Raw genomic sequence first — 20,070 nt, 5'->3', positions numbered from 1 at the left:
TAATTACTCATCATCCTTCTGGGTTGCATAACGGGTGAAGCTTGCAAGCTCAGCCATTTTTTCTTTAGCTAGGCCACTGTAAATAGCGTCTTGCGCATCCTTCACTCCTTCAGCTAAGTAATCCGCCAAGCCTGAAACATAAATAGCAGCACCTGCATTTAATGCAATAATATCTGCTGCCTTGCCAGCATTAGGGCCTTTTTGCTTACCCAATGCATCCTGAATCAGTGCATAGCTTTCTTCTGGGCCAGCCACTTCCAAGCCAATCAAGCTTTGGCTGTTAATCCCAAAGTCTTCAGGCTTAATCGTATATTCCTCCACTTCACCATTTTTTAGTTCAGCTACATAAGTTTGATTAGCAATTGAAATTTCGTCCAAGCCATCAGCCGAATGCACTACCATTACATGCTCGCTTCCCAAACGTTTCATCACACTGGCCATATGTTTAGCCAGGGGTTTGCTAAATACCCCGATTACCTGCCGCGTCACTTTAGCAGGATTGGTCATTGGCCCTAGCATATTAAACAGGGTGCGAACCCCCATTTCTTTTCGTGGACCAATCGCATACTTCATAGCACCGTGATGTAAAGGGGCAAACATAAAGCCAAGGCCAACATGCTCAACAGCACGAGCAATTTGCTCACTGGTCAGCTCTAACTGAATTCCCGCAGCCTCCAGCAAATCAGCACTACCTGATTTACCTGAAACCGAGCGATTGCCATGCTTAGCTACATGACCACCTGCTGCAGCAACCACAAAAGCAGCTGCAGTAGACACATTAAAGATATTAGCGCCGTCACCACCTGTGCCACAGGTGTCAACTAAATTTTCTACCTCAATCTCAACAGGAGAGACCAGCTCTCGCATAACCTGAGCGGCTCCAGTAATTTCATCTATGCTTTCGCTTTTCATGCGCAGCCCCACCAAAAAGGCGGCAATTTGCGCATCAGTTGCCTGCCCAGTCATGATTTGCCGCATGACCAAGACCATCTCTTCGGTACTTAAATCACGATGATCAATCACCGTCGCTATTGCTTGCTTAATATCCATAATGCGTACCTCAGCAGGTCTGTTGCAGGAAGTTATTCAACAGTTCATGTCCCTGTCTAGTCATAATTGACTCTGGGTGAAACTGAACCCCTTCAATGGCCAGCAATTTATGCCGGACTCCCATGATCTCCTCCAGCTCACCTTGTTCAGTTTCAGTCCAGGCAGTTACTTCAAGACAGTCTGGTAATGAGTCAGCTTCTAACACTAGGGAGTGATAGCGAGTTGCTTGTAATGGATTTTTCAGCCCCTGAAACACCCCTTTATTAGCATGTTTTACTGGTGAAACTTTACCATGCATTACTTGCTTAGCACGTATTACCTTGCCACCAAATACCTGACCAATGCTTTGATGGCCTAGACAAACTCCTAAGATGGGTAGCTTTCCTGCAAAGTGTTCAATAACAGCCATTGAAACACCAGCCTCATTGGGTGTACAAGGCCCAGGCGAGATCACAATTCTTTCTGGATTCAGTTGTTCGATATCAGCTAGTGAAATTTCATCATTTCGATACACCTGAACGTCTGCACCAAGCTCAGCCAAATATTGGACGATGTTGTAGGTAAAAGAGTCGTAATTATCAATCATCAATAACATTGCATACCCCCAATTATTCCACTAAACCTTTTTCGGCCATTGCTACTGCACTAAACATGGCACGCCCTTTATTGAGGGTTTCTTTCCATTCAAGGTTTGGATCTGAGTCAGCTACCACCCCTGCCCCTGCCTGGATATATAAATGCTGATCTTTTATCACTGCGGTACGAATCGCAATGGCGGTATCCATATTGCCATGCCAGGATAAATATCCTACTGCACCCCCATAGACACCTCGCTTAGTAGTCTCTAGCTCATCAATTATCTCCATTGCTCGGACTTTTGGGGCACCACTTAACGTTCCAGCAGGCAGGGTAGCTTTGAGGACATCCAATGCCGATAACTCTGGTTTCACCTGCCCAATTACATTGGAAACAATGTGCATCACATGAGAGTAACGCTCAATCACCATTTGGTCAGTGAGCTTAACTGTGCCTGTTTGAGCAACCCGCCCAACATCATTCCGACCTAAATCAATCAGCATAAGGTGTTCAGCTAATTCTTTAGGATCAGCTAATAGCTCTTTCTCTAATGCTAAATCCTGCTCTTCCGTTTTTCCTCGCTTGCGAGTACCTGCAATTGGCCTAACGGTAACCTGCCCCTTTTCTACATGGGCCAAAATTTCTGGGGAGGAGCCCACTATATGAAACTCTCCCAAATCGAGATAATACATATAAGGCGAAGGGTTTAAACAACGCAAGGCACGATATAAGTTTAAGGGCGGTGACTTAAATGGCACACTCATTCTTTGGGAAAGCACGACCTGCATTGAATCGCCAGCTAAGATATATTCTTTAATTTTCTCAACTGAGGCCTCGAATTTTTCCTGACCAACTGATGATTTAAAGTCAGACTCAGTTACTTCTCGCTGCTGCTCCGAAACTGGTGCAGTAAAAGATTTAGAGTGCAGAGATTCCACAAGCTCAGCTAAGCGTTGCTTCGCTGCATTAAAACTATCTGGCTGGGCTGGATCAGCCATTACCACAAACAAAATTTTGCCCGTTAAGTTGTCAAAAATAACCACTTCCTCGGACAACATAAGAAATATATCAGGCGTATTCAACTCATCAGTTGGAGTGGACTGCTGTAGTTTGGGCTCGATATAACGCACAGTATCGTAAGCAAAATAGCCAACCAAACCACCAAAAAACCTTGGTAAGCCTGGCAATATTGGCACTTTAAACTGCGCTTGATAATTTGCGATATAATCCAGTGGATGCGGCTCTTGTCGGGTCTCAACTACCTGGCCATTAACAAAGCGTTTAACCTCAAAGCCATTGACAAGAATTTGTTCTTTGGCAGGCAGGCCAATTATGGAGTAACGCCCCCACTTTTCGCCCCCTTGGACAGATTCTAATAAATAACTAAAGGGCTGATTGGCAAGCTTTAAATAGGTGCTAAGTGGTGTATCAAGATCAGCCAGCACCTCATGGGTGACAGGAATACGGTTGTAGCCTGCCGTTACTAGGCTGGAAAATTGCTCCGGGGTCATACTGCCTCCTATTGTTAAACACGGTGATCAGTCTGCTGCGTTAAACAAGCCACCAATTACGCCATCGCCAGCTATGTACAATCTCAATAGTCATAGTTAGACGTGGTTTAACAATAAAGCCGTTATGACTCACGTGTGTCTCCAGTTCACTAGTAAAAAGTCAATTAACTATCTTTTGTTTGCTAAATAGTTATCAAGTCAGTTATCGTCTTGTTAACACCTATATAAGCAACCTAATCAGCTACTTAGGTTATTTCACAGAAGTAGCTAATTCGTTCCATCATACCCTATTAAAGTACTCAGCTAGAAGCAACAAAAAATTAAAGTACGATCAAGCAGTTACCTGAGATAACTCTGCACGCATAGTATCTATAACTGCCTTATAATCTGGTGCATTAAAAATAGCCGACCCAGCAACAAAGGTATCCGCACCCGCCTCTGCTATTTCACGAATATTGCCAGTAGATACGCCACCATCAATTTCCAAGCGAATGTCTAAACCACTTGCATCAATTAGCTGACGAGCCTGACGAAGCTTGTTAAGGGTTTGTGGTATGAATTTTTGCCCACCAAATCCTGGGTTAACCGACATTAGCAGCACCATATCCACTTTATCGATAACATACTCCAGGTGATCTAATCGAGTGGCAGGATTAAATACCAAACCCGCCTTACAACCACCTGCTTTAATCATTTGCAACGAGCGATCAATATGCTCCGAAGCTTCAGGGTGAAATGTAATATAGCTTGCTCCTGCCTCAATAAAATCACCAATAATGCGATCAACAGGCTTCACCATTAGATGGACATCAATTGGCGCCTTAATGCCATAATCGCGCAAAGCTTTACATACCATTGGACCTATAGTCAGATTAGGTACATAGTGATTATCCATCACATCAAAATGCACCATATCTGCGCCAGCAGCTAACACTTGGTCCACTTCTTCACCTAAACGGGCAAAATCAGCAGACAGAATGCTCGGTGCAATCAAAAAGTCTTTCATTAGTTAAGTTTCCAGGCAAATCAACATAGCGAGTTAATTTTAACTGATACTCAACTAGAATTCATGGAAGATAAAAAATACCCTGCTACTTCATAGCTATTTGCATTTATGGCAGCTTAAATTGAATGAATAAATCGAGCTAATCAGTGTTTGGAAAATTTTTTTGGATTGCTGTTTTTATACCACTCTGTTTTTTTGCAGAAGTAACACGTTTTTGCCTAGCTCAACAACAAACAAATGAGTCCACCGAAAGCCAAACGGAAACAACGCCCTCTCCAAAAACAGAAGAGCAAGACAGCACAACCAATCCTGCACCTAACCAACCAATTAAACGACCCAGCCTACCAACAATAGAACAGTTTCAAGTTCAGTCTTTAAAAGAGCAGTTACCCAGCGATGAGATATTAATGCTCCCAAAAGAGGAGGAAGGAAAGTCCTTTTTAGCTGCTTATTTGCGAGAAAATACAGGTTCTCCTAAAGGAGGAATACTAATAATCCCCGCAGAGGGGCAGCATGTTAACTGGCCAAAAGCTATCCTAACACTACGTAAAAAGCTACCTGATGCTGGCTGGCATACCTTAGCTATAATGCCTATCGTCAGTGAGCCACCCTCACCACCAAAAAGAACATTTTTGCCCAAAGGTAGCGTCACCTTAGCTTCTGACCAGCAGCAAGGCTCCACCAAACCAGAAGCAACCGAGCAGTCAGAAGAGAAAGCAAAGGAAAAAGAGAGTTCCTCTGCTGACACAAAGGAAAATGATCAAACTACAGACAAACTAGCTGACAATGAAAAGCAACCAGAAGATACTAATAAGCCGGAGGAAACAGCTCCCCCCCCTAAAGCTTCAAAAGAAACCAAGCAAGATCACCCCACTCAAACCTATGACCCCATTCAAGATATGTATAACCGAACTAGCCAAGGACTTGCCCATTTTGCTAAGCAAGGCTTACTATTTCAGGTACTCATTGGACAAGGAGAAGGCGCTCATTGGGCACTGGCATTTTTAGCAGAGCAAAAACCAGAAAATGTGCACGCCCTTATCTTGCTGAACCCTGCTCCTAGTCAAAGCTTAAAAGCTACTGTTCCCCAACTGTTGGAAAAAACCGCTGTGCTCACCCTGGACATTTATATTACACAGTTTCCAGGCCCCTCACCGGAAGCAAAGGAGCGAGTTGCAGCTGCCCATCGAGGTAAAAATTACAACTATTTCCAGTACCATCTGCCTGCTGTACCAGGCAGCCAAGATACGACCAATGACTGGTTATTAAAACGAGTAAAAAGCTGGTTAAAGCGACGAGCTAAAACAACTGAGCTGTCAACGAAAAAGAAAAATAAAGAATAACTGACACCACTAAAAACACTTAAGAGTTAATAGTTTTCCGGTGATTTTTGATCAAATCATAAGCCATCTGAATTTCCTGGGTTTTTTCTTTAGCCAGTTGCACCATTTCCCCAGGCAATCCCTTGGCTAATAATTTATCTGGATGGTGCTGACTCATTAACCGGCGATAAGCCTTCTTTAAAGTTTTGTCATCAGCTGTTGGGCTTACCCCCATCACGGCATAAGCATTATCAACCCGTTTACCTAGCGAATTCTTGTTACGCCGTTGATAAAACTGCTGCTGCGCTAAAAACCTTTGATGAATAAGCTTTAGCTTTAACGGGCTGATTTTTAGCACAGCAGCCGCCTCTTCAAGTACTTGCCATTCAGATGTGGTAATAACACCATCAGAATAGGCTGCTTGAAGCTGCAGCTCAATAAACATATCCAGCAGACTGTGATTACCTTTTAGCTGATATGCAAACTCTGCTAATGCTTGTTGAACAGCCTGACTATCAGCATTTTTACCTTGATTAAACAAAGCGATAGCTGCCTTGCGCTGTTCTTGACTCAAACGCATGTTGGCCATAATAGATGATGCTTGCTGGATTTCCCGCTCTGATACTCTGCCATCTGCTTTTGCCAACTTACCCATCACCAAAAATGTCGCTTTAAAGAAAGCTGTTTGAACCTGTTGTGAGTGCCCTTGCTGGTAAGTGGCAGAGCCTTCTGTAGAGCCTTGCTTTCCCCCTTGCAATACCTGCCAGTTAGTTTGCCGACTAAATACCCATACCAAACCACCCAGCATTAATGCACCTAGCCAGCCACCGTAGCGCCAGCCAACTAGTAACGCGATAAATAAACCAACCCAACGAAACATTTACAGTTTTTCTCTATCACTCTTGTTCTCAGCTGCTGCTTTTTTTAGCTGCAATCACTTATTTTTTACTCCTGAAACGAGCCAGAGCCAGCTAAATCATGCTCTAGCTGCCCGAGTCGCTCAGGCGTACCCACATCCAGCCAATAGCCTTTATATTGTTCACCTGATACTAGGCCCTGTTTAATTGCAGCCTCTAATATAGGCGCCAGAGGCCATTTAGCTTGCGGTAATTCTTTAAATAATGCCGGACTCAACACACTTATGCCAGCAAAAGTAAAGCGCTGGCTATTACAATCAAATCCCACCTGCCCATCAACCAGCGAAAAGTCACCTGTTGGGTTATGAGCTGGATTATCTACCAATATTAAGTGGGCTAATTCGCTCTCAGGTAAATACAGTTGCTCCAAAGGGTAATCACACCAAATATCACCATTAATCACAATAAAAGGATTATCTCCCAATAATGGTAAGGCATGGGCAATGCCACCAGCAGTTTCTAGAGGCTCTGGCTCATGAGAGTAACTAATACTCACCCCCCAGTGGCTACCATCTTTTAATTTGGCCTCAATTTGTTCCCCCAGATAAGCATGATTAATCACCAGCTGGTTTATCCCTGCTGCTGCAAGTCGCTCAAGATGATATTCAATCAATGGTTTACCTAAAACAGGTAACAGCGGCTTTGGGGTTTTTAAAGTAAGTGGCCGCATCCGGGTGCCTAGCCCAGCAGCTAAAATCATGGCATTCATGAGATAACAAGGGGCTCCTGGTATACATCAGGTTTAAACCAAGGCTGTGTAGCTATACGCGGCAGTAGAGTTTTTTCAAACAACTGCTGAAGTTCAGTAAACTCATCATAGAGCGCTAATACCTCCATAACATAAGCCAGCACTAGTGATAAATCATCAAGGTAACGGCTTTTTTTATCTCGAAGCGTTAGTCTGGCAAACAGACCCAACACTTTAAGATGGCGTTGCAAGCCAATCCAGTCAAACCACTTAATCACTTGTGAAAGTGGATAAGGTTGCAATAATGGCAGTTGCGGTATCGTTTTTTCCAGCCAGATTAACACCTGTTGTCTTGGCCAACGAATATAGCAATCTTTAAATAATGAGGCTAAATCATAACAGGCAGGCCCCCAAACCATTCCTTGAAAATCAATCACCGCCAACTGCTGCTGCCAGATCATTAAATTACGGCTATGGTAATCTCTATGAACACAAGTAAAGGGTTGATTTAACGCTTCTTTCACGATTTTCTGCTTAGCTAGACTAATGACATCAACAGCGGCTTTATCCAAAGAAATATTGAGTAAATTCTCGATAAACCACGGCTCCAGCAAATCCACTTCTCGTTGCAAAAAAGCTTCATCATAATGAGGAATGGCCAGTTCTCCTGGCAACTGATCTACCTGAAATTTAGCCATTTCAGTTATTGCCTGCTGATATAAGTCAGTTGCTGATGATAAATTCAATTGATCCAACAGCAGAATGTCACCTAAATCTTCTAGCAGTAAAAAACCGTTAGAAATATCACTTGCATAAACCTTTGGCACTTTTACATTTTTTTTAAGTAAATACTCAGCAAAATAGATAAATGCTTTACAGTCTTCAAACTCGGGCGGCGCATCAACGGCAATTAGCGTACAATTAGAAGCAGGCTGAATGCGGTAATATTTCCGAAAACTTGCATCACCGTATAATAAAACAAGTGGTACTTGATGATTTTGATGATGCCAGTTAAATTGGCTCTCGATGGTCGGCAACACCTGATTAAGCCAAACTGAAAGCATTTGCCGCCTATTATTCATACAGCCTTTTTACCATTTACAAATTTACTAGTGATTGTTAATTAATCTTATTCGTAGACCAAGTTTAGAAAACAAAATCTACAACTCAGGTCTCAAATATAGAATAATTTGTGCACAGGGTAGCCTACATTACCTCGCATAGATTATTATGCTTCGGTTTTTTGTTGTTTATTATTTTAAGCACTTATAAACTCGACGGTTATTTCCTTGAATTGCACCACTGAGCAATCTTATCCGACAGGAAGCCTGGACTGAATAGCGATGGCAGTAAAAAAGTTACAATTCACAAACAACTTACATTGGCTACTAACAACCGGCTTGTTAGCAGGCTCCACCAGCTTTTCTTATGCTGCAACTCAGCAAACAGGCCAGGAAAGCGAGTGGCACTGTCTACCAGGACCGAATGGTCAAGGCTGGGACTGTAATACCCAGTCAAAGCAGCCAAGCGCTGTAAAGCGGGCACCACTCCCTGTTAAACAAGCCAACACAGTTGATACAACTCCAACAACAGTTGCTAATCAAGAGGCTGCTGCAGGTAGTAGTAGCCCTGTTAGCGAAGAAGAAGTATTTGGCCCACTAGCCTTACCCCAATTAGACTGGGTTAAACTAGACCAGCTAACTGAGGAACAGCGACAAAAAGTAGCTCCTCACTGCTCCGGAGCTTATATCGAGCCCTATCGACTTGGCATGGACTACCAGGGCAACCCTGCAGATGCACCAATTTATGCAGAAGCGCAAGACTCTGAATACGATCAAGATGGTACCGCTAAATTCAAAGGCAACGTCCTAATTCGCCAAGGCTATCGCCAGTTGCAGAGTAATCAAGCCACGCTTTACCAAAATACAGATACTGCCGAATTTAAAGGCAATGTAATTTTAAGAGAACCCAACTTATTACTGGTTGGTCAACAAGCAGCTGTAAACCTGCAATCTGGCCGCATGGATGTTAAAGATGCGCGCTATGCATTCCACAAAAATCACTCACGCGGTGAAGCTACAACCATTACACGCCGAGAAGATGAGTTAGTGGTTTTAGAAAGTGCTAATTATACGACCTGCCCACCTGATAGTAACGCCTGGACCTTATCAGGCAATGACATAACTTTAAATAAGTTCACTGGTTTTGGCACAGCCAAACACGCCACTATTCGTGTTGCTGGCATACCAGTTTTTTATACCCCCTATATTTATTTCCCCATTGATGATCGACGACAGTCAGGTTTCTTAGCCCCAACGATTGGCTCTTCAGGGGATAATGGGTTTGACATCACAACTCCGTATTATTTCAACTTAGCACCTAATTATGATGCCACACTTTATCCACGTTATATGGCTGAGCGAGGTTTCTTATTAGAAGGTGAGTTTCGGTATTTAACCCCAGATAGCTCTGGTGAAGTTGGTGGTGCTTATTTAGGCAGTGACGATCTTAAAAAAGGCAACCGCCAAGCTGGTGAAGACCGCTGGTATGCCAACTGGATTCATGAACAGAGATTAACCAAACGCTGGCACTTTGACATTGACTACACAAAAGCCAGCGATAAAGATTATTTTAGGGATTTTGGCACCTCCCTAGAGGTTTCCAGCCAAGATAACCTGAATCAAACCTTCAAGACAGTCTATAACGGTGGTGATGGTAACCATAGCTGGACTTTTACAACTGCCGTACAAAAATATCAAAACATGAGTCATGATCGTGATGACTCCTATGAAAAAGTCCCTCAATTTGAGTTTAAAGGCAATTTATTCACAGATAGCGGCTTTGAAGTTGATTACCTCGCGGATGCTACCTACTTCACTCGGGATAACGACTGGAAATACCTACGTAAAGAAAGAACTCGTCCTGAAGACATTGAAAATGAGGTCAATCGTAGCGTCTATGGTGAAGGAATCAATGAATTCACCAATGCTGAAGGCACCCGACTTTATGCAGAAACTGGTGTTAAGTATAAATTTGAGTGGCCATATGCCTTCGTTACTCCAGGCTTAAAGTTCAAGCATGTGCAATATAATTTAAGCAACCTGGACAGAGAAGGCTTCGTTGGACCAAATGACCCAGACCACCGCAGAAAAAATCCATTTAATCTAAAATACGACACCAACCCTAGCACGACTACTCCAGTATTTACTGTAGATAGCGGCTTGTTCTTTGAACGTAAGACTTTATTTGGCGAAGCAGAGTTTACCCAAACATTAGAGCCTCGCGCTTTATATGTATACTCTCCAGAGCGTGGTGACCAGGAACAAAACCCCATATTTGACACCTCAAATAACAGCTTTAGTTATGCCCAGCTATGGAGAGATAATCGCTTTAGCGGCTATGACCGCTTAGGTGATGCCAACCAAATTGCTTTGGGTGTAACTTCACGCTTTATTGAAGACAATGGTTTTGAACGCTTTCGAGTAGGAACCGGCCAAATTTTCTATTTTAAAGATCGCGATGTTCAAGTTAACCCTTACTACTCCGAGGTCATCAATAGCGAAAGTAACGATGTTAATATTAACGAAAGTACTCGTCGTTATTTAGATAATCAAAAAGCCTCGACTTCTCCCCTTGCATCTGAATTAGTGTGGAATATTTCTACAGCACTCACTCTCAGACAGGACTGGATTTACAACACTAACGAGGGGCGCAATGAAGAGTTTGCCACCAGCCTTCGCTACCATCCTGACTACGATCGTCTGCTTAACTTCAGCTATCGATTCCGCGATCAAGTAGACCGCACTAGAAAGAATGAGCAAGGTAATGCCATTCCTGGCCAATTTGCAGATGGTGATATTGAACAGGCTGACCTGTCGTTTATCTGGCCTGTAGCATCAAACTGGAGTGCATTAGGTCGCTGGAATTACGATGTCACCAACAGTCGCCGACTTGAAGCCATGTTTGGAGCAGAATATGATAGCTGCTGCTACAAAATACGCTTTATTGGTCGTCAGTGGATTGATGGTGACGATGATATAGATAATGCAGAAACTGATAATGGTGTATTTGTTCAGTTTGTCATGAAAGGTTTAGGTAACTTGTTTGGTAGTAAAGTCGAAGGCTTCTTAGAAGGGATTGACGGTTACCAAGAACGGGAAGAGCGCAACAAGCTATAATTTATGAAGTGGTATAAACAACTTATCTTAGCCACCTGTATTGGGGTGGCGTTTAATGCATTAAACGCTAGTTCAGAAACTCTAGACCGAATTGTTGCTGTTGTTGATAGTGACGTCGTTACTGCCAGCCAACTACAAGAGCGGCTGGCTATGGTACGGCGCAAGTTAAGGCAACGTAATACCGAACTCCCTCCAGAGGAAGCCCTAACAAAACAGGTTTTGGAAAAGCTTATTATTGAAAGCCTGCAGTTACAAATGGGTGATCGAGCAAATATTCGAATTAGCGAACAAACGTTAAGTGATACAGTTAACCGTATTGCTCAGCGCAATAATATGTCACTCAGAGAATTTCAACAGGCACTAGTCCAAGATGGCGTTTCTTTTGAAAAAGCACGAGAGCAAATCCGTCGTGACTTAATTATTAATCGTGTTCGAAAACGCAGGGTTGCAGATCGAATACAAGTTACCCAACAAGAAATTAAAAACTTTCTTCAGTCTGAGCAAGGTAAATACCAACTTTCTGCAGACTATCGATTAGGCCATATATTAATTGCAGTGCCAGAGTCAGCTACTGCAAACCAGATAAACCAAGCCAAACAGAAAGCAACCGCCGTTTATCAAAAACTTAAACAAGGGGCTAATTTTGGCCAAATGGCAGTTACCGTATCTGATGGTCAAAAAGCATTAGAAGGCGGTGACCTTGGTTGGCGTAAAACTAATCAGCTCCCTTCTTTGTTTGCTAGCCAAGTACAGGCAATGAATGAAAACGACATTAGCAAGCCTATTCGTAGCCCCAGTGGTTTTCATATTATCAAGCTAATCGCTAAACGAGGCGGTAGCGAACAATTAATGCAAACCCAATTTAAAGCACGTCATATATTACTTAAACCTAGTGAAATTCGTTCTGAAAAACAGACCAAAGAACTAGCAGATCGGCTTTATTTACGACTAGAAAATGGTGAAGACTTTGCTCAATTAGCCAAGGCTTTTTCTGATGATTCTGGTTCAGCCTTAAATGGTGGTAGTTTAGATTGGGTAAATCCAAACGACATGGTTCCCGCCTTTCGCGATAAATTACCAGAAGTACCTGTCAACACTATCAGCAAGCCTTTCAAAAGCCGCTATGGGTGGCATATTCTTCAAGTCCTAGACACTCGTCAGCAGGATATGAGTAAGCTGGTTCAGGAAAATAGAGCCAGAATCATTTTACGCAATCGCAAGTACGAAGAAGAACTGCAAAACTGGCTGCGACAAATTCGCGCTGAAGCTTATGTAGAAATAAAGCTGTGAACATATACCCCCGGATTATTGTCACTTCCGGAGAACCTGCTGGCATAGGCCCAGACCTATGCCTAGCACTAGCCAAACAACACTTTGATGCTCAATTGGTTATAGCTGCAGATCCAGCTATTCTGTCTGCCCGAGCAAAAGTGTTAGGCCTAACAACCATAGATTTACAAACTTATCACCCAACCTTGCCGGCTAAGCCAACAGCTGAGAATCAACTACTAGTTTTACCCATTAAAAGCACCCAGCCAGTCACTCCAGGTCAACTTAACCCGGCTAATGCGAGTTATGTTCTAAAAGTGCTGGACGCAGCTATTAAAGGCTGCCAACAACTAGAATTTGCAGCCATGGTCACAGCCCCTATTCATAAAGGGGTCATTAATGACTGTGGCATTACTTTTAGCGGTCACACTGAGTACCTAGCAACAGTAACTAACACTCAACAAGTTGTGATGATGTTAGCCAGCAAACAGCTAAGAGTTGCCTTAACAACAACCCATCTACCTTTAAAAGATGTACCCACTGCAATTACCTCTACACTGCTTGAGCAGATAATTACTGTATTACATCAAGACCTTCAGCAAAAATTTGGCATCATTCAGCCACGTATTTTAGTTTGTGGGCTAAATCCACATGCAGGTGAAGGTGGACACTTAGGTAAAGAAGAACTTGAAACTATTACGCCTACCATAAACCGATTAACTAATCAGTTTGGCTTTAATCTAACTGGCCCATTGCCTGCTGATACTGCTTTTACTGAAAAGCCACTTTCCCAAGCGGATGCCGTTTTAGCCATGTATCATGACCAAGGCTTACCTGTGCTGAAATATGCTGGCTTTGGTCATGCTGTTAATATCACTCTAGGCCTACCCTTCATTAGAACCTCTGTTGATCATGGTACTGCTTTAGACTTGGCAGGCACTGGCACAGCAGATTCAGGAAGCTTGTTTACTGCAATTGAGTACGCGATTAATATGTCGCAATCTCAACAAGGCTGAAAAATTTATTCTTTATGGCTAATCCTCCTACTTTTCACCATAAGGCGCGAAAGCGTTTTGGGCAGAACTTTTTACATGACCCTGGTGTTATTCAGCGTATTATCCAAGCTATTGCTCCACAACAAGATCAACATTTAGTTGAAATTGGCCCTGGTCAAGGAGCCTTAACTGCCAGTTTAGTGACCTCGGGCGGACAAACTCATGTTATTGAACTCGACCGTGACCTGGTACCTGGTTTATTAGCCAGCTTTACTAGTTACAATAATTTTCATTTACATCAAGGTGATGCTCTTAAGTTCAACTTTAGCCAGCTAGCTGATACCAATCAAAAAATTCGCGTAATTGGCAACCTGCCCTACAATATTTCTACGCCCCTATTATTCCACCTATTAAGTTTTCGCCACATAATTAGTGACATGCACTTTATGCTGCAAAAAGAAGTAGTGGAAAGGCTAGCAGCCCAGCCAGGTGAAAAAGCATACGGCAGGCTGGGTATAATGGCCCAATATTATTGTCAGGTTGATTACTTATTTACAGTCAGCCCTGGAGCATTTAAGCCAGCACCTAAAGTGGATTCTGCTATTGTCAAACTAACCCCTCATCAGCAAATTGATAGCCCTGCTGATGATATTCGACAATTAGAGCAAGTAGTCAAATTAGCTTTTAGCCAACGCCGCAAAACAATTCGAAATACGCTTAAGTCATTATTTACCACTGAAGATTTTCATCAGCTGGCTATTGATCCTACCCTACGCCCAGAACAAATTACTTTACCGCAATTTATTAGCCTGGCTAATTATTTGGCTAAACGCTAAACAATTTAGAGCACTATACTTAACATCATGACAGACATTTGCCCTCACCCAATTAAAATTGAAGTGGTTACAGAATACCTGCCTCATGAATCTGAGCCTAACGAGTCTGAGTTTGTATTTCGTTATACCATTACTATTACGAACGAAAGCGATCAAACAATAAAACTGTTATCTAGACACTGGATAATTACAGATGGAGAAAACCAAGTAGAACATATTCAAGGGGATGGAGTTGTTGGTCAACAGCCTTCCATAGCGCCAGGTACCAGCTATACCTATAGTAGCGGCTGTATTTTACCAACGCCAGTTGGCAGTATGTACGGCAGCTATCAGATGCAAGCTAAAGATGGCCAACTGTTTAACGCTCCAATAAACCCTTTTACTTTAGCGGTTCCCAACATAGTTCACTGAAAAAAACGGGCGAACGATGGCGACTTATGTAATTGGCGATATTCAAGGATGCTTTTATCAACTAAAGTGCGTACTGAAAAAAGCGAGTTTTAACCCAGCTGAAGACAAGCTTTGGGTTGTAGGCGATTTAGTTAATAGAGGGCCGGCCTCCCTGGAAACCCTACGATACATTTATAATCTGGGTGATCACTGTAAAATTGTTCTTGGTAACCATGACTTACATTTATTGGCCATTGCTCATGGGGTACACCCTCAAAAAAAACAAGACACATTAAATGACATTTTAACTGCTCCAGACAGAGATCAATTACTTGATTGGCTACGTCACCAGCCGTTAGTTTATTATGATGAAACTAATAATGTTGCAATGGTGCATGCAGGCATTCCCCCGCAATGGTCAATAAAAAAAGCACTGGCCCGCGCAGCCGAAGTTGAAGAAGTATTGCAAGGTGAGCACTTTGTTGATTTTTTAAGTAACATGTATGGTAACCAGCCTAATCGCTGGGACAAAAACTTAAAAGGTTGGCCACGCTTGCGCCTAATTACCAATTATTTTACCCGCATGCGGTTTTGTAACTGGCAGGGTGAGCTTGAGTTATCTGCTAAAGGCTCTCCTAAAGAAGGTCCTAAAGGTTATAAACCCTGGTATTTACATACAAAACGCAAAGCTAGAGAAACCACTATTTTATTTGGTCACTGGGCAGCTTTAGAAGGCAAAACTAACAGTAGCAGTCACAATGTTTTCGCACTCGACACAGGTTGCGTTTGGGGCAACCATTTAACTTTAATGAATTTAGAATCTAAAAAAACCACTACCTGCCGATGTAAAACGCAATGAGTGAATTTAAACGAATTTCTACCAACGAAGCTTTTAATCACTTTCAACAAAATGCTACTTTTGTTGATATCCGCGATCTTGATAGTTACCAACAAGCCCATATTCCCTCAGCTACTCATTTAGATAACCAAAGTATTCACGAGTTTTTAGCTAATGCCGAATTAGAAGACACCATTATTATCTATTGTTATCACGGCCATAGTAGCTTAGCTGCAGCACACTTCGTTGCAGAACAAGGCTTCAGCAACGTATGCAGTTTGGATGGTGGTTTTACTGCCTGGCAACAGTCTTATCCTGAAGCATGTGCCAATACAATCAAAGAGTAGTGTTTGTTTAAGTCATTTTATGAAAGTATTTTTAGTCGGTGGCGCTGTTCGTGATCAGCTGCTAGGCAAACCTGTTAAAGATAAAGACTGGGTAGTCGTTGGCAGTACCCCTGAAGAAATGCTTGCAAATGGTTTTGAGCAAGTTGGCAAAGATTTTCCTGTTTTTCTTCACCCCCAAACCCACGAAGAGTATGCACTAGCACGTACTGAGCGAAAACAAGGTAAAGGCTATACAGGCTTTGTATGTCATGCTGCTCCTGATGTCACTCTTGAAGAAGATTTGCTCAGACGAGATTTAACTATCAATGCGATAGCCCAAACCCTTGATGGCGAATTAATAGATCCTTTTAATGGCTGTGAAGACTTAGAAAAAGGAGTTTTACGGCATGTGTCGCCTGCATTTGCTGAAGACCCATTACGAATTCTACGCGTCGCGCGCTTTGCAGCCAGGTATCACCACTTAGGTTTTACCATTGCACCAGAAACCCTGGTATTAATGATTGAGATGGTTAATTCAGGAGAAGCCAGCCATCTAGTGGCAGAACGAGTATGGCAAGAAACTGAACGAGCATTAGCAGAGCCGCACCCTGCTATTTATTTTCAAACGCTTCATCAATGCGGTGCACTCAACCTATTAATTTCACCCTTAGCTATCACTAAGCAAGCAATTCCGGATGCTGCACTAAATGCCATAGAAATAGCTGTTACTGGAAAGCAACCCGTAGTCGTACGTTTTGCTGCTTTTATTATTAGCTTAATTACTTCTATTCATTCAATACAACAAACATCTACACTTGCTTGCTTTGAGCAATTTGCAGAAAATATAAAGCTACCCAACCAGTTTAAAGCTATCACTAAAGCTGGCATTCAATTATTGAAACCACTAACCACCCCACCTTTATCTGCCAATACTATCTGGCAATGCTTAAAACAAGCCGATGCAGCTAGACGCGCAGAACGTTTTGAACATATCATCACAGCTCTTAACTGTGCCGCAACTAGCTTGCAGCAACCACTCGCATTAACTGCTGACAAGCTGCTAATTATTAGCCAGAAAGTTAAGCAAATTGATATCCATGCATTACAGTCGCAAGGGAAAAAAGGGAAAGCGCTAGGCAACGCAATTGCTGAACAACAACTTTCAATTATCAGTCAAACACTAGCTAGCCAACAATAGTTAGAGGACAGTTGCTTTATTACCTACATTTCCTCCATTAGGGCCTAACACTTGTAATACCTCAATAATATAATTGGCAGTTGTTTTTATATCTCCCTCCGGAGCCAACTGCCCCACGAGCGCCAATACTTCTTGTGCAGGTTGTAGATAGTAACTTTCCTTAATTATTTCACTTGGGTTAAGTACTTGCTGAGAATCACCACACCACAATAAATCCAGGTCTGCAATTTGTTTTGATTTACAGTCCTGAGGTGTTCGGCCAATTTTTAGCTCTAACTGCTTGCACCACACATTTAGCGCTTCCTCAGATAAGTCCGAGTAAAAATAAAGTACGCCATTACAGAAATCGGCAGCATTTTCCACACCGACGGGTTTGGTCATTACCAGTGAACTCAGCCAAACAGCCTCAAACCTTGTCACCAGTGCATTAAGAATTTTTGGAATTTGAATAGCAGGTTGCACATTACAACCTATACCGAGCAATACTGCTTGCTTCATTAGCCTATCAATAATTAGTTAGTCATTTGCTCACGGGTACGGAAGCACGTAATTGCAGCGATTCCATTTTCAATAGCTTGAGGCTTACGAATCGTTACCTTGACTGCAGCAACTGGAAATTCAGTGAATATCAAATTAATTAATTTCCCAGCCAGCTTTTCCAATAATTTAAATTGCTTTCTATAACAGTATTGAGTGACTAGTTCTGCAACTCTGGAATAATCCAACGCATCAGTTAAATCATCAGACAACATTGCAGCAGAGCAATCTATATTCATTTCCAGATCAATAATCAGTGGTTGAGGTTGCAGCTGTTCCCACTCATAAACACCAATAACCGCTGAAACCTCTAGCTGTTCAATTAATACTTTATCCATTCAATACCTGTTACATCGATCAAAGAAATAATGGTTGAACATTAATCTGGTTATCTACTCACGGCAGATAGGCTTTCCATTGGCCAACGCGGCTTCGGCTGAATAGGGGCAATATCCTGCTCTCCTGCCAACAACCGCTGACACCCGGCATACGCAATCATCGCACCATTATCAGTACAAAACGCTGGGCGCGGGTAAAACAAGGTTGCCGACTCTTTTATAGCCACTTCTGCCAGCCTGTCACGCAACATTTTGTTAGCACTCACCCCGCCAGCAATAACCAAGCGTTTATGCTGCGTAGCTCGTAGAGCTCTACGACATTTAATAGCTAATGTTTCCACCACTGCTTCCTGAAACGCATAGGCAATATCAGCTAAAGTTTGCTGGTTTAAGTCACCGTCTTGCTTCGCAGCCTGAATAGTGTTCAAGGTAAATGTTTTAAGCCCACTAAAGCTAAATGCTAAACCAGGTCGATCAGTCATGGGCTTAGGAAATTTAAACCGTCCTGGTATACCCTTTTCTGCCAGTTTGGCAATCCTTGGCCCTCCAGGATAGTCAAGCCCCATCATTTTAGCGGCTTTGTCAAATGCCTCACCTGCTGCATCATCAACCGAGTCACCTAATAACTCGTATTGACCAATGCCATTCACATCCACTAGTTGAGTATGCCCACCTGAAACCAACAGTGCCACGAAGGGGAAAGCTGGTGGCTGTTCTTCTAACATAGGCGCTAACAGATGGCCCTCCATGTGGTGCACCGCAACTGCGGGGATATTAAGGGTATAACTTAACGAACGGGCAAACGCAGCCCCTACCATCAAAGCACCGATTAGCCCAGGACCATTAGTATAAGCCACCGCATCAAGATCTTGCTTAGTAAGTGATGCCTGCTCCAGTACTCGATCCAACAACGGCACAAGCCGCCTGATATGGTCACGAGATGCCAACTCAGGTACCACCCCCCCATAGTCAGCATGCATGGCCACCTGGCTAAACAATGCCTCAGCCAGCAGCCCTCTGTCACTATCATAGACAGCAACACCTGTTTCATCACAGGATGTTTCTATACCTACTACTATCATCTTGAACGAATACCAATGGGAAAAGCCAATAATAAAATAACCGCCGTGTAAATACGATTTAACTTTTACAATTCCTTCATCTTAAACAGATCGCCAACCTACCCTTTGCATTTCTTGACGGAACCCTTTAATATTCGCCACCTTCATCGTGGTCTAAACTGTGTGATGACCACTTAACAAACATTAACCATAGACTTATGAAAGGAAGGTGTAATCTGCATGCCTGCGGTAAAAGTTAAAGAAAACGAGCCTTTTGATATTGCCCTACGTCGTTTCAAGCGTTCTTGCGAAAAGGCAGGTGTATTGGCTGAAGTGCGTCGTCGTGAGCACTATGAAAAGCCAACAACTGTACGTAAGCGTAAAGCAGCTGCAGCTGTTAAGCGTCACGCTAAAAAACTGCAAAGAGAGCAGCGTCGTCGCGAGCGTTTATATTAATTCATCATTCTGTTGCCAATAACCTGTCAGATATAAGCAAATAACAACATGGCAAACTCAATTAAAGATCGCTTAACTCAAGCTATCAAAGACGCAATGCGAGCCAAAGATAAACCTCGCTTGTCTGCCCTTCGTCTCGCTTCTGCGGAATTCAAACGTATCGAGGTAGATGAACGGATTGAGGTTGATGATGCCAGGGCTATTACCATCTTAGACAAGATGGTTAAGCAGCGCCGGGACTCAATCAATCAATATCAGCAAGCGGGTCGTCAGGAACTGGCTGAGCAAGAAGCATTCGAAATTGAGATTATCCAGGAGTTTCTGCCAGAGCAGCTAACTGCAGCAGAGCTCGATCAGTTGGTTGCTGAAGCTGTTGCCACCACAGGGGCAGTCAGTATGCAGGATATGGGCAAAGTAATGGGTATTCTGAAGTCAAAAGTGCAAGGCCGTGCAGATATGGGGGAGGTGAGTAAATTAATCAAATGTAAGTTAAGTTAACAGACTTACTACTTACCCTTGCCTACCTTTGACAGCGGCGGTAGATTCAATTGACTACCACCGCTTATCTAACAATAGCT

At 42.9% G+C, this 20,070-nt stretch carries 21 protein-coding genes; 11 read left to right on the top strand and 10 right to left on the bottom strand.

Annotation, left to right across the window (positions count from 1 at the left end):
• Nucleotides 1-3: 3 nt before the first annotated feature.
• The 4 genes from trpD to rpe form a co-directional block, all read right to left on the bottom strand.
• Complete coding sequence (trpD, locus tag G4Y78_RS07255; protein WP_163832403.1) at nucleotides 4-1,050, bottom strand: anthranilate phosphoribosyltransferase; 1,047 nt, start codon at nucleotides 1,048-1,050, stop codon at nucleotides 4-6.
• Nucleotides 1,051-1,060: 10 nt separating this feature from the next.
• The gene (locus tag G4Y78_RS07250; protein ID WP_163832402.1) at nucleotides 1,061-1,645 is read right to left on the bottom strand and encodes an anthranilate synthase component II; all 585 of its coding nucleotides are present in this window, start codon (nucleotides 1,643-1,645) and stop codon (nucleotides 1,061-1,063) included.
• A gap of 13 nt (nucleotides 1,646-1,658) precedes the next feature.
• Complete coding sequence (gene trpE, locus G4Y78_RS07245) at nucleotides 1,659-3,137, bottom strand: anthranilate synthase component I (RefSeq protein ID WP_163832401.1); 1,479 nt, start codon at nucleotides 3,135-3,137, stop codon at nucleotides 1,659-1,661.
• Nucleotides 3,138-3,468: 331 nt separating this feature from the next.
• Nucleotides 3,469-4,143 carry a ribulose-phosphate 3-epimerase gene (gene rpe, locus G4Y78_RS07240; RefSeq protein ID WP_163832400.1) on the bottom strand — a complete coding sequence of 225 codons (675 nt, stop codon included), beginning with the start codon at nucleotides 4,141-4,143 and terminating at the stop codon, nucleotides 3,469-3,471.
• 146 nt (nucleotides 4,144-4,289) lie between these two features.
• Here rpe and G4Y78_RS07235 point away from each other — a divergent pair, with 146 nt between their 5' ends.
• Nucleotides 4,290-5,486 carry a DUF3530 family protein gene (locus G4Y78_RS07235; protein WP_163832399.1) on the top strand — a complete coding sequence of 399 codons (1,197 nt, stop codon included), beginning with the start codon at nucleotides 4,290-4,292 and terminating at the stop codon, nucleotides 5,484-5,486.
• Nucleotides 5,487-5,505: 19 nt separating this feature from the next.
• Here the strand turns inward: G4Y78_RS07235 and djlA are convergent, their stop codons facing one another.
• From djlA to G4Y78_RS07220, 3 genes are all read right to left on the bottom strand, one after another.
• The gene (gene djlA / locus G4Y78_RS07230; protein WP_163832398.1) at nucleotides 5,506-6,345 is read right to left on the bottom strand and encodes a co-chaperone DjlA; all 840 of its coding nucleotides are present in this window, start codon (nucleotides 6,343-6,345) and stop codon (nucleotides 5,506-5,508) included.
• A gap of 65 nt (nucleotides 6,346-6,410) precedes the next feature.
• Nucleotides 6,411-7,091 carry an N-acetylmuramate alpha-1-phosphate uridylyltransferase MurU gene (murU, locus tag G4Y78_RS07225; protein ID WP_163832397.1) on the bottom strand — a complete coding sequence of 227 codons (681 nt, stop codon included), beginning with the start codon at nucleotides 7,089-7,091 and terminating at the stop codon, nucleotides 6,411-6,413.
• Nucleotides 7,088-8,134, bottom strand: a complete 1,047-nt coding sequence (locus G4Y78_RS07220) for an aminoglycoside phosphotransferase family protein (RefSeq protein WP_163832396.1) — start codon at nucleotides 8,132-8,134, stop codon at nucleotides 7,088-7,090. The genes murU and G4Y78_RS07220 overlap by 4 nt, the downstream gene beginning before the upstream one ends.
• A 279-nt stretch (nucleotides 8,135-8,413) precedes the next feature.
• Between G4Y78_RS07220 and G4Y78_RS07215 the strand changes: the two genes are divergently transcribed.
• From G4Y78_RS07215 to G4Y78_RS07180, 8 genes are read left to right on the top strand one after another with little or no spacing between them, the layout of a single operon-like run.
• On the top strand, nucleotides 8,414-11,248 hold the full coding sequence (locus G4Y78_RS07215) for an LPS-assembly protein LptD (RefSeq protein WP_163832395.1): 2,835 nt from the start codon (nucleotides 8,414-8,416) through the stop codon (nucleotides 11,246-11,248).
• A gap of 3 nt (nucleotides 11,249-11,251) precedes the next feature.
• Complete coding sequence (locus tag G4Y78_RS07210) at nucleotides 11,252-12,538, top strand: peptidylprolyl isomerase (protein ID WP_163832394.1); 1,287 nt, start codon at nucleotides 11,252-11,254, stop codon at nucleotides 12,536-12,538.
• Nucleotides 12,535-13,533, top strand: coding sequence for a 4-hydroxythreonine-4-phosphate dehydrogenase PdxA (gene pdxA / locus G4Y78_RS07205; protein ID WP_163832393.1), 999 nt, complete (start codon nucleotides 12,535-12,537; stop codon nucleotides 13,531-13,533). The genes G4Y78_RS07210 and pdxA overlap by 4 nt, the downstream gene beginning before the upstream one ends.
• 14 nt (nucleotides 13,534-13,547) lie before the next feature.
• Entirely contained in the window at nucleotides 13,548-14,348 is an 801-nt protein-coding gene (rsmA, locus tag G4Y78_RS07200; RefSeq protein WP_163832392.1) for a 16S rRNA (adenine(1518)-N(6)/adenine(1519)-N(6))-dimethyltransferase RsmA, read from the top strand.
• Nucleotides 14,349-14,375: 27 nt separating this feature from the next.
• Nucleotides 14,376-14,759 (top strand): Co2+/Mg2+ efflux protein ApaG, encoded by a 384-nt coding sequence (gene apaG, locus G4Y78_RS07195; RefSeq protein WP_163832391.1) that lies wholly within the window; start codon nucleotides 14,376-14,378, stop codon nucleotides 14,757-14,759.
• Between the two features lie 16 nt (nucleotides 14,760-14,775).
• On the top strand, nucleotides 14,776-15,597 hold the full coding sequence (locus G4Y78_RS07190; protein WP_163832390.1) for a symmetrical bis(5'-nucleosyl)-tetraphosphatase: 822 nt from the start codon (nucleotides 14,776-14,778) through the stop codon (nucleotides 15,595-15,597).
• Nucleotides 15,594-15,923 (top strand): thiosulfate sulfurtransferase GlpE, encoded by a 330-nt coding sequence (gene glpE, locus G4Y78_RS07185; RefSeq protein WP_163832389.1) that lies wholly within the window; start codon nucleotides 15,594-15,596, stop codon nucleotides 15,921-15,923. Before G4Y78_RS07190 ends, glpE begins: the two co-directional genes overlap by 4 nt.
• Nucleotides 15,924-15,942: 19 nt before the next feature.
• Complete coding sequence (locus G4Y78_RS07180) at nucleotides 15,943-17,100, top strand: multifunctional CCA tRNA nucleotidyl transferase/2'3'-cyclic phosphodiesterase/2'nucleotidase/phosphatase (RefSeq protein WP_163832388.1); 1,158 nt, start codon at nucleotides 15,943-15,945, stop codon at nucleotides 17,098-17,100.
• Here the strand turns inward: G4Y78_RS07180 and G4Y78_RS07175 are convergent, their stop codons facing one another.
• The 3 genes from G4Y78_RS07175 to tsaD are packed head-to-tail and all read right to left on the bottom strand — an operon-like array spanning nucleotide 17,101 to nucleotide 19,057.
• Nucleotides 17,101-17,598, bottom strand: coding sequence for a 2-amino-4-hydroxy-6-hydroxymethyldihydropteridine diphosphokinase (locus G4Y78_RS07175; RefSeq protein WP_163832387.1), 498 nt, complete (start codon nucleotides 17,596-17,598; stop codon nucleotides 17,101-17,103).
• Between the two features lie 14 nt (nucleotides 17,599-17,612).
• The gene (gene folB / locus G4Y78_RS07170) at nucleotides 17,613-17,975 is read right to left on the bottom strand and encodes a dihydroneopterin aldolase (RefSeq protein WP_163832386.1); all 363 of its coding nucleotides are present in this window, start codon (nucleotides 17,973-17,975) and stop codon (nucleotides 17,613-17,615) included.
• Between the two features lie 50 nt (nucleotides 17,976-18,025).
• A complete protein-coding gene (gene tsaD / locus G4Y78_RS07165) occupies nucleotides 18,026-19,057 on the bottom strand; it encodes a tRNA (adenosine(37)-N6)-threonylcarbamoyltransferase complex transferase subunit TsaD (protein ID WP_163832385.1) in 1,032 nt (343 codons plus the stop codon).
• Nucleotides 19,058-19,276: 219 nt separating this feature from the next.
• Between tsaD and rpsU the strand changes: the two genes are divergently transcribed.
• Together rpsU and G4Y78_RS07155 are read left to right on the top strand one after the other, a co-directional pair.
• A complete protein-coding gene (gene rpsU, locus G4Y78_RS07160) occupies nucleotides 19,277-19,492 on the top strand; it encodes a 30S ribosomal protein S21 (RefSeq protein WP_163832384.1) in 216 nt (71 codons plus the stop codon).
• A gap of 48 nt (nucleotides 19,493-19,540) precedes the next feature.
• Nucleotides 19,541-19,990: a GatB/YqeY domain-containing protein gene (locus G4Y78_RS07155; protein ID WP_163832383.1), complete on the top strand. Its 450-nt coding sequence runs from the start codon at nucleotides 19,541-19,543 to the stop codon at nucleotides 19,988-19,990.
• Nucleotides 19,991-20,070: the final 80 nt, after the last annotated feature.

It is taken from the genome of Spartinivicinus ruber (genome assembly GCF_011009015.1).
Classification (GTDB): domain Bacteria; phylum Pseudomonadota; class Gammaproteobacteria; order Pseudomonadales; family Zooshikellaceae; genus Spartinivicinus; species Spartinivicinus ruber.
The sequence above is the reverse complement of the archived record's forward strand: the minus strand, read 5'-3'. Positions and strand labels throughout refer to the sequence as shown.

Bases quoted from the DNA above. Each gene is read 5' to 3' on its own strand.
- glpE (WP_163832389.1), top strand. From the start codon at position 15,594: ATGAGTGAATTTAAACGAATTTCTACCAACGAAGCTTTTAATCACTTT.
- G4Y78_RS07250 (WP_163832402.1), bottom strand. From the start codon at position 1,645: ATGTTATTGATGATTGATAATTACGACTCTTTTACCTACAACATCGTC.
- rpsU (WP_163832384.1), top strand. From the start codon at position 19,277: ATGCCTGCGGTAAAAGTTAAAGAAAACGAGCCTTTTGATATTGCCCTA.
- G4Y78_RS07155 (WP_163832383.1), top strand. From the start codon at position 19,541: ATGGCAAACTCAATTAAAGATCGCTTAACTCAAGCTATCAAAGACGCA.
- rpe (WP_163832400.1), bottom strand. From the start codon at position 4,143: ATGAAAGACTTTTTGATTGCACCGAGCATTCTGTCTGCTGATTTTGCC.
- G4Y78_RS07215 (WP_163832395.1), top strand. From the start codon at position 8,414: ATGGCAGTAAAAAAGTTACAATTCACAAACAACTTACATTGGCTACTA.
- trpE (WP_163832401.1), bottom strand. From the start codon at position 3,137: ATGACCCCGGAGCAATTTTCCAGCCTAGTAACGGCAGGCTACAACCGT.
- G4Y78_RS07220 (WP_163832396.1), bottom strand. From the start codon at position 8,134: ATGCTTTCAGTTTGGCTTAATCAGGTGTTGCCGACCATCGAGAGCCAA.
- tsaD (WP_163832385.1), bottom strand. From the start codon at position 19,057: ATGATAGTAGTAGGTATAGAAACATCCTGTGATGAAACAGGTGTTGCT.
- G4Y78_RS07180 (WP_163832388.1), top strand. From the start codon at position 15,943: ATGAAAGTATTTTTAGTCGGTGGCGCTGTTCGTGATCAGCTGCTAGGC.
- G4Y78_RS07210 (WP_163832394.1), top strand. From the start codon at position 11,252: ATGAAGTGGTATAAACAACTTATCTTAGCCACCTGTATTGGGGTGGCG.
- djlA (WP_163832398.1), bottom strand. From the start codon at position 6,345: ATGTTTCGTTGGGTTGGTTTATTTATCGCGTTACTAGTTGGCTGGCGC.
- murU (WP_163832397.1), bottom strand. From the start codon at position 7,091: ATGAATGCCATGATTTTAGCTGCTGGGCTAGGCACCCGGATGCGGCCA.
- apaG (WP_163832391.1), top strand. From the start codon at position 14,376: ATGACAGACATTTGCCCTCACCCAATTAAAATTGAAGTGGTTACAGAA.
- trpD (WP_163832403.1), bottom strand. From the start codon at position 1,050: ATGGATATTAAGCAAGCAATAGCGACGGTGATTGATCATCGTGATTTA.
- rsmA (WP_163832392.1), top strand. From the start codon at position 13,548: ATGGCTAATCCTCCTACTTTTCACCATAAGGCGCGAAAGCGTTTTGGG.
- G4Y78_RS07190 (WP_163832390.1), top strand. From the start codon at position 14,776: ATGGCGACTTATGTAATTGGCGATATTCAAGGATGCTTTTATCAACTA.
- G4Y78_RS07175 (WP_163832387.1), bottom strand. From the start codon at position 17,598: ATGAAGCAAGCAGTATTGCTCGGTATAGGTTGTAATGTGCAACCTGCT.
- folB (WP_163832386.1), bottom strand. From the start codon at position 17,975: ATGGATAAAGTATTAATTGAACAGCTAGAGGTTTCAGCGGTTATTGGT.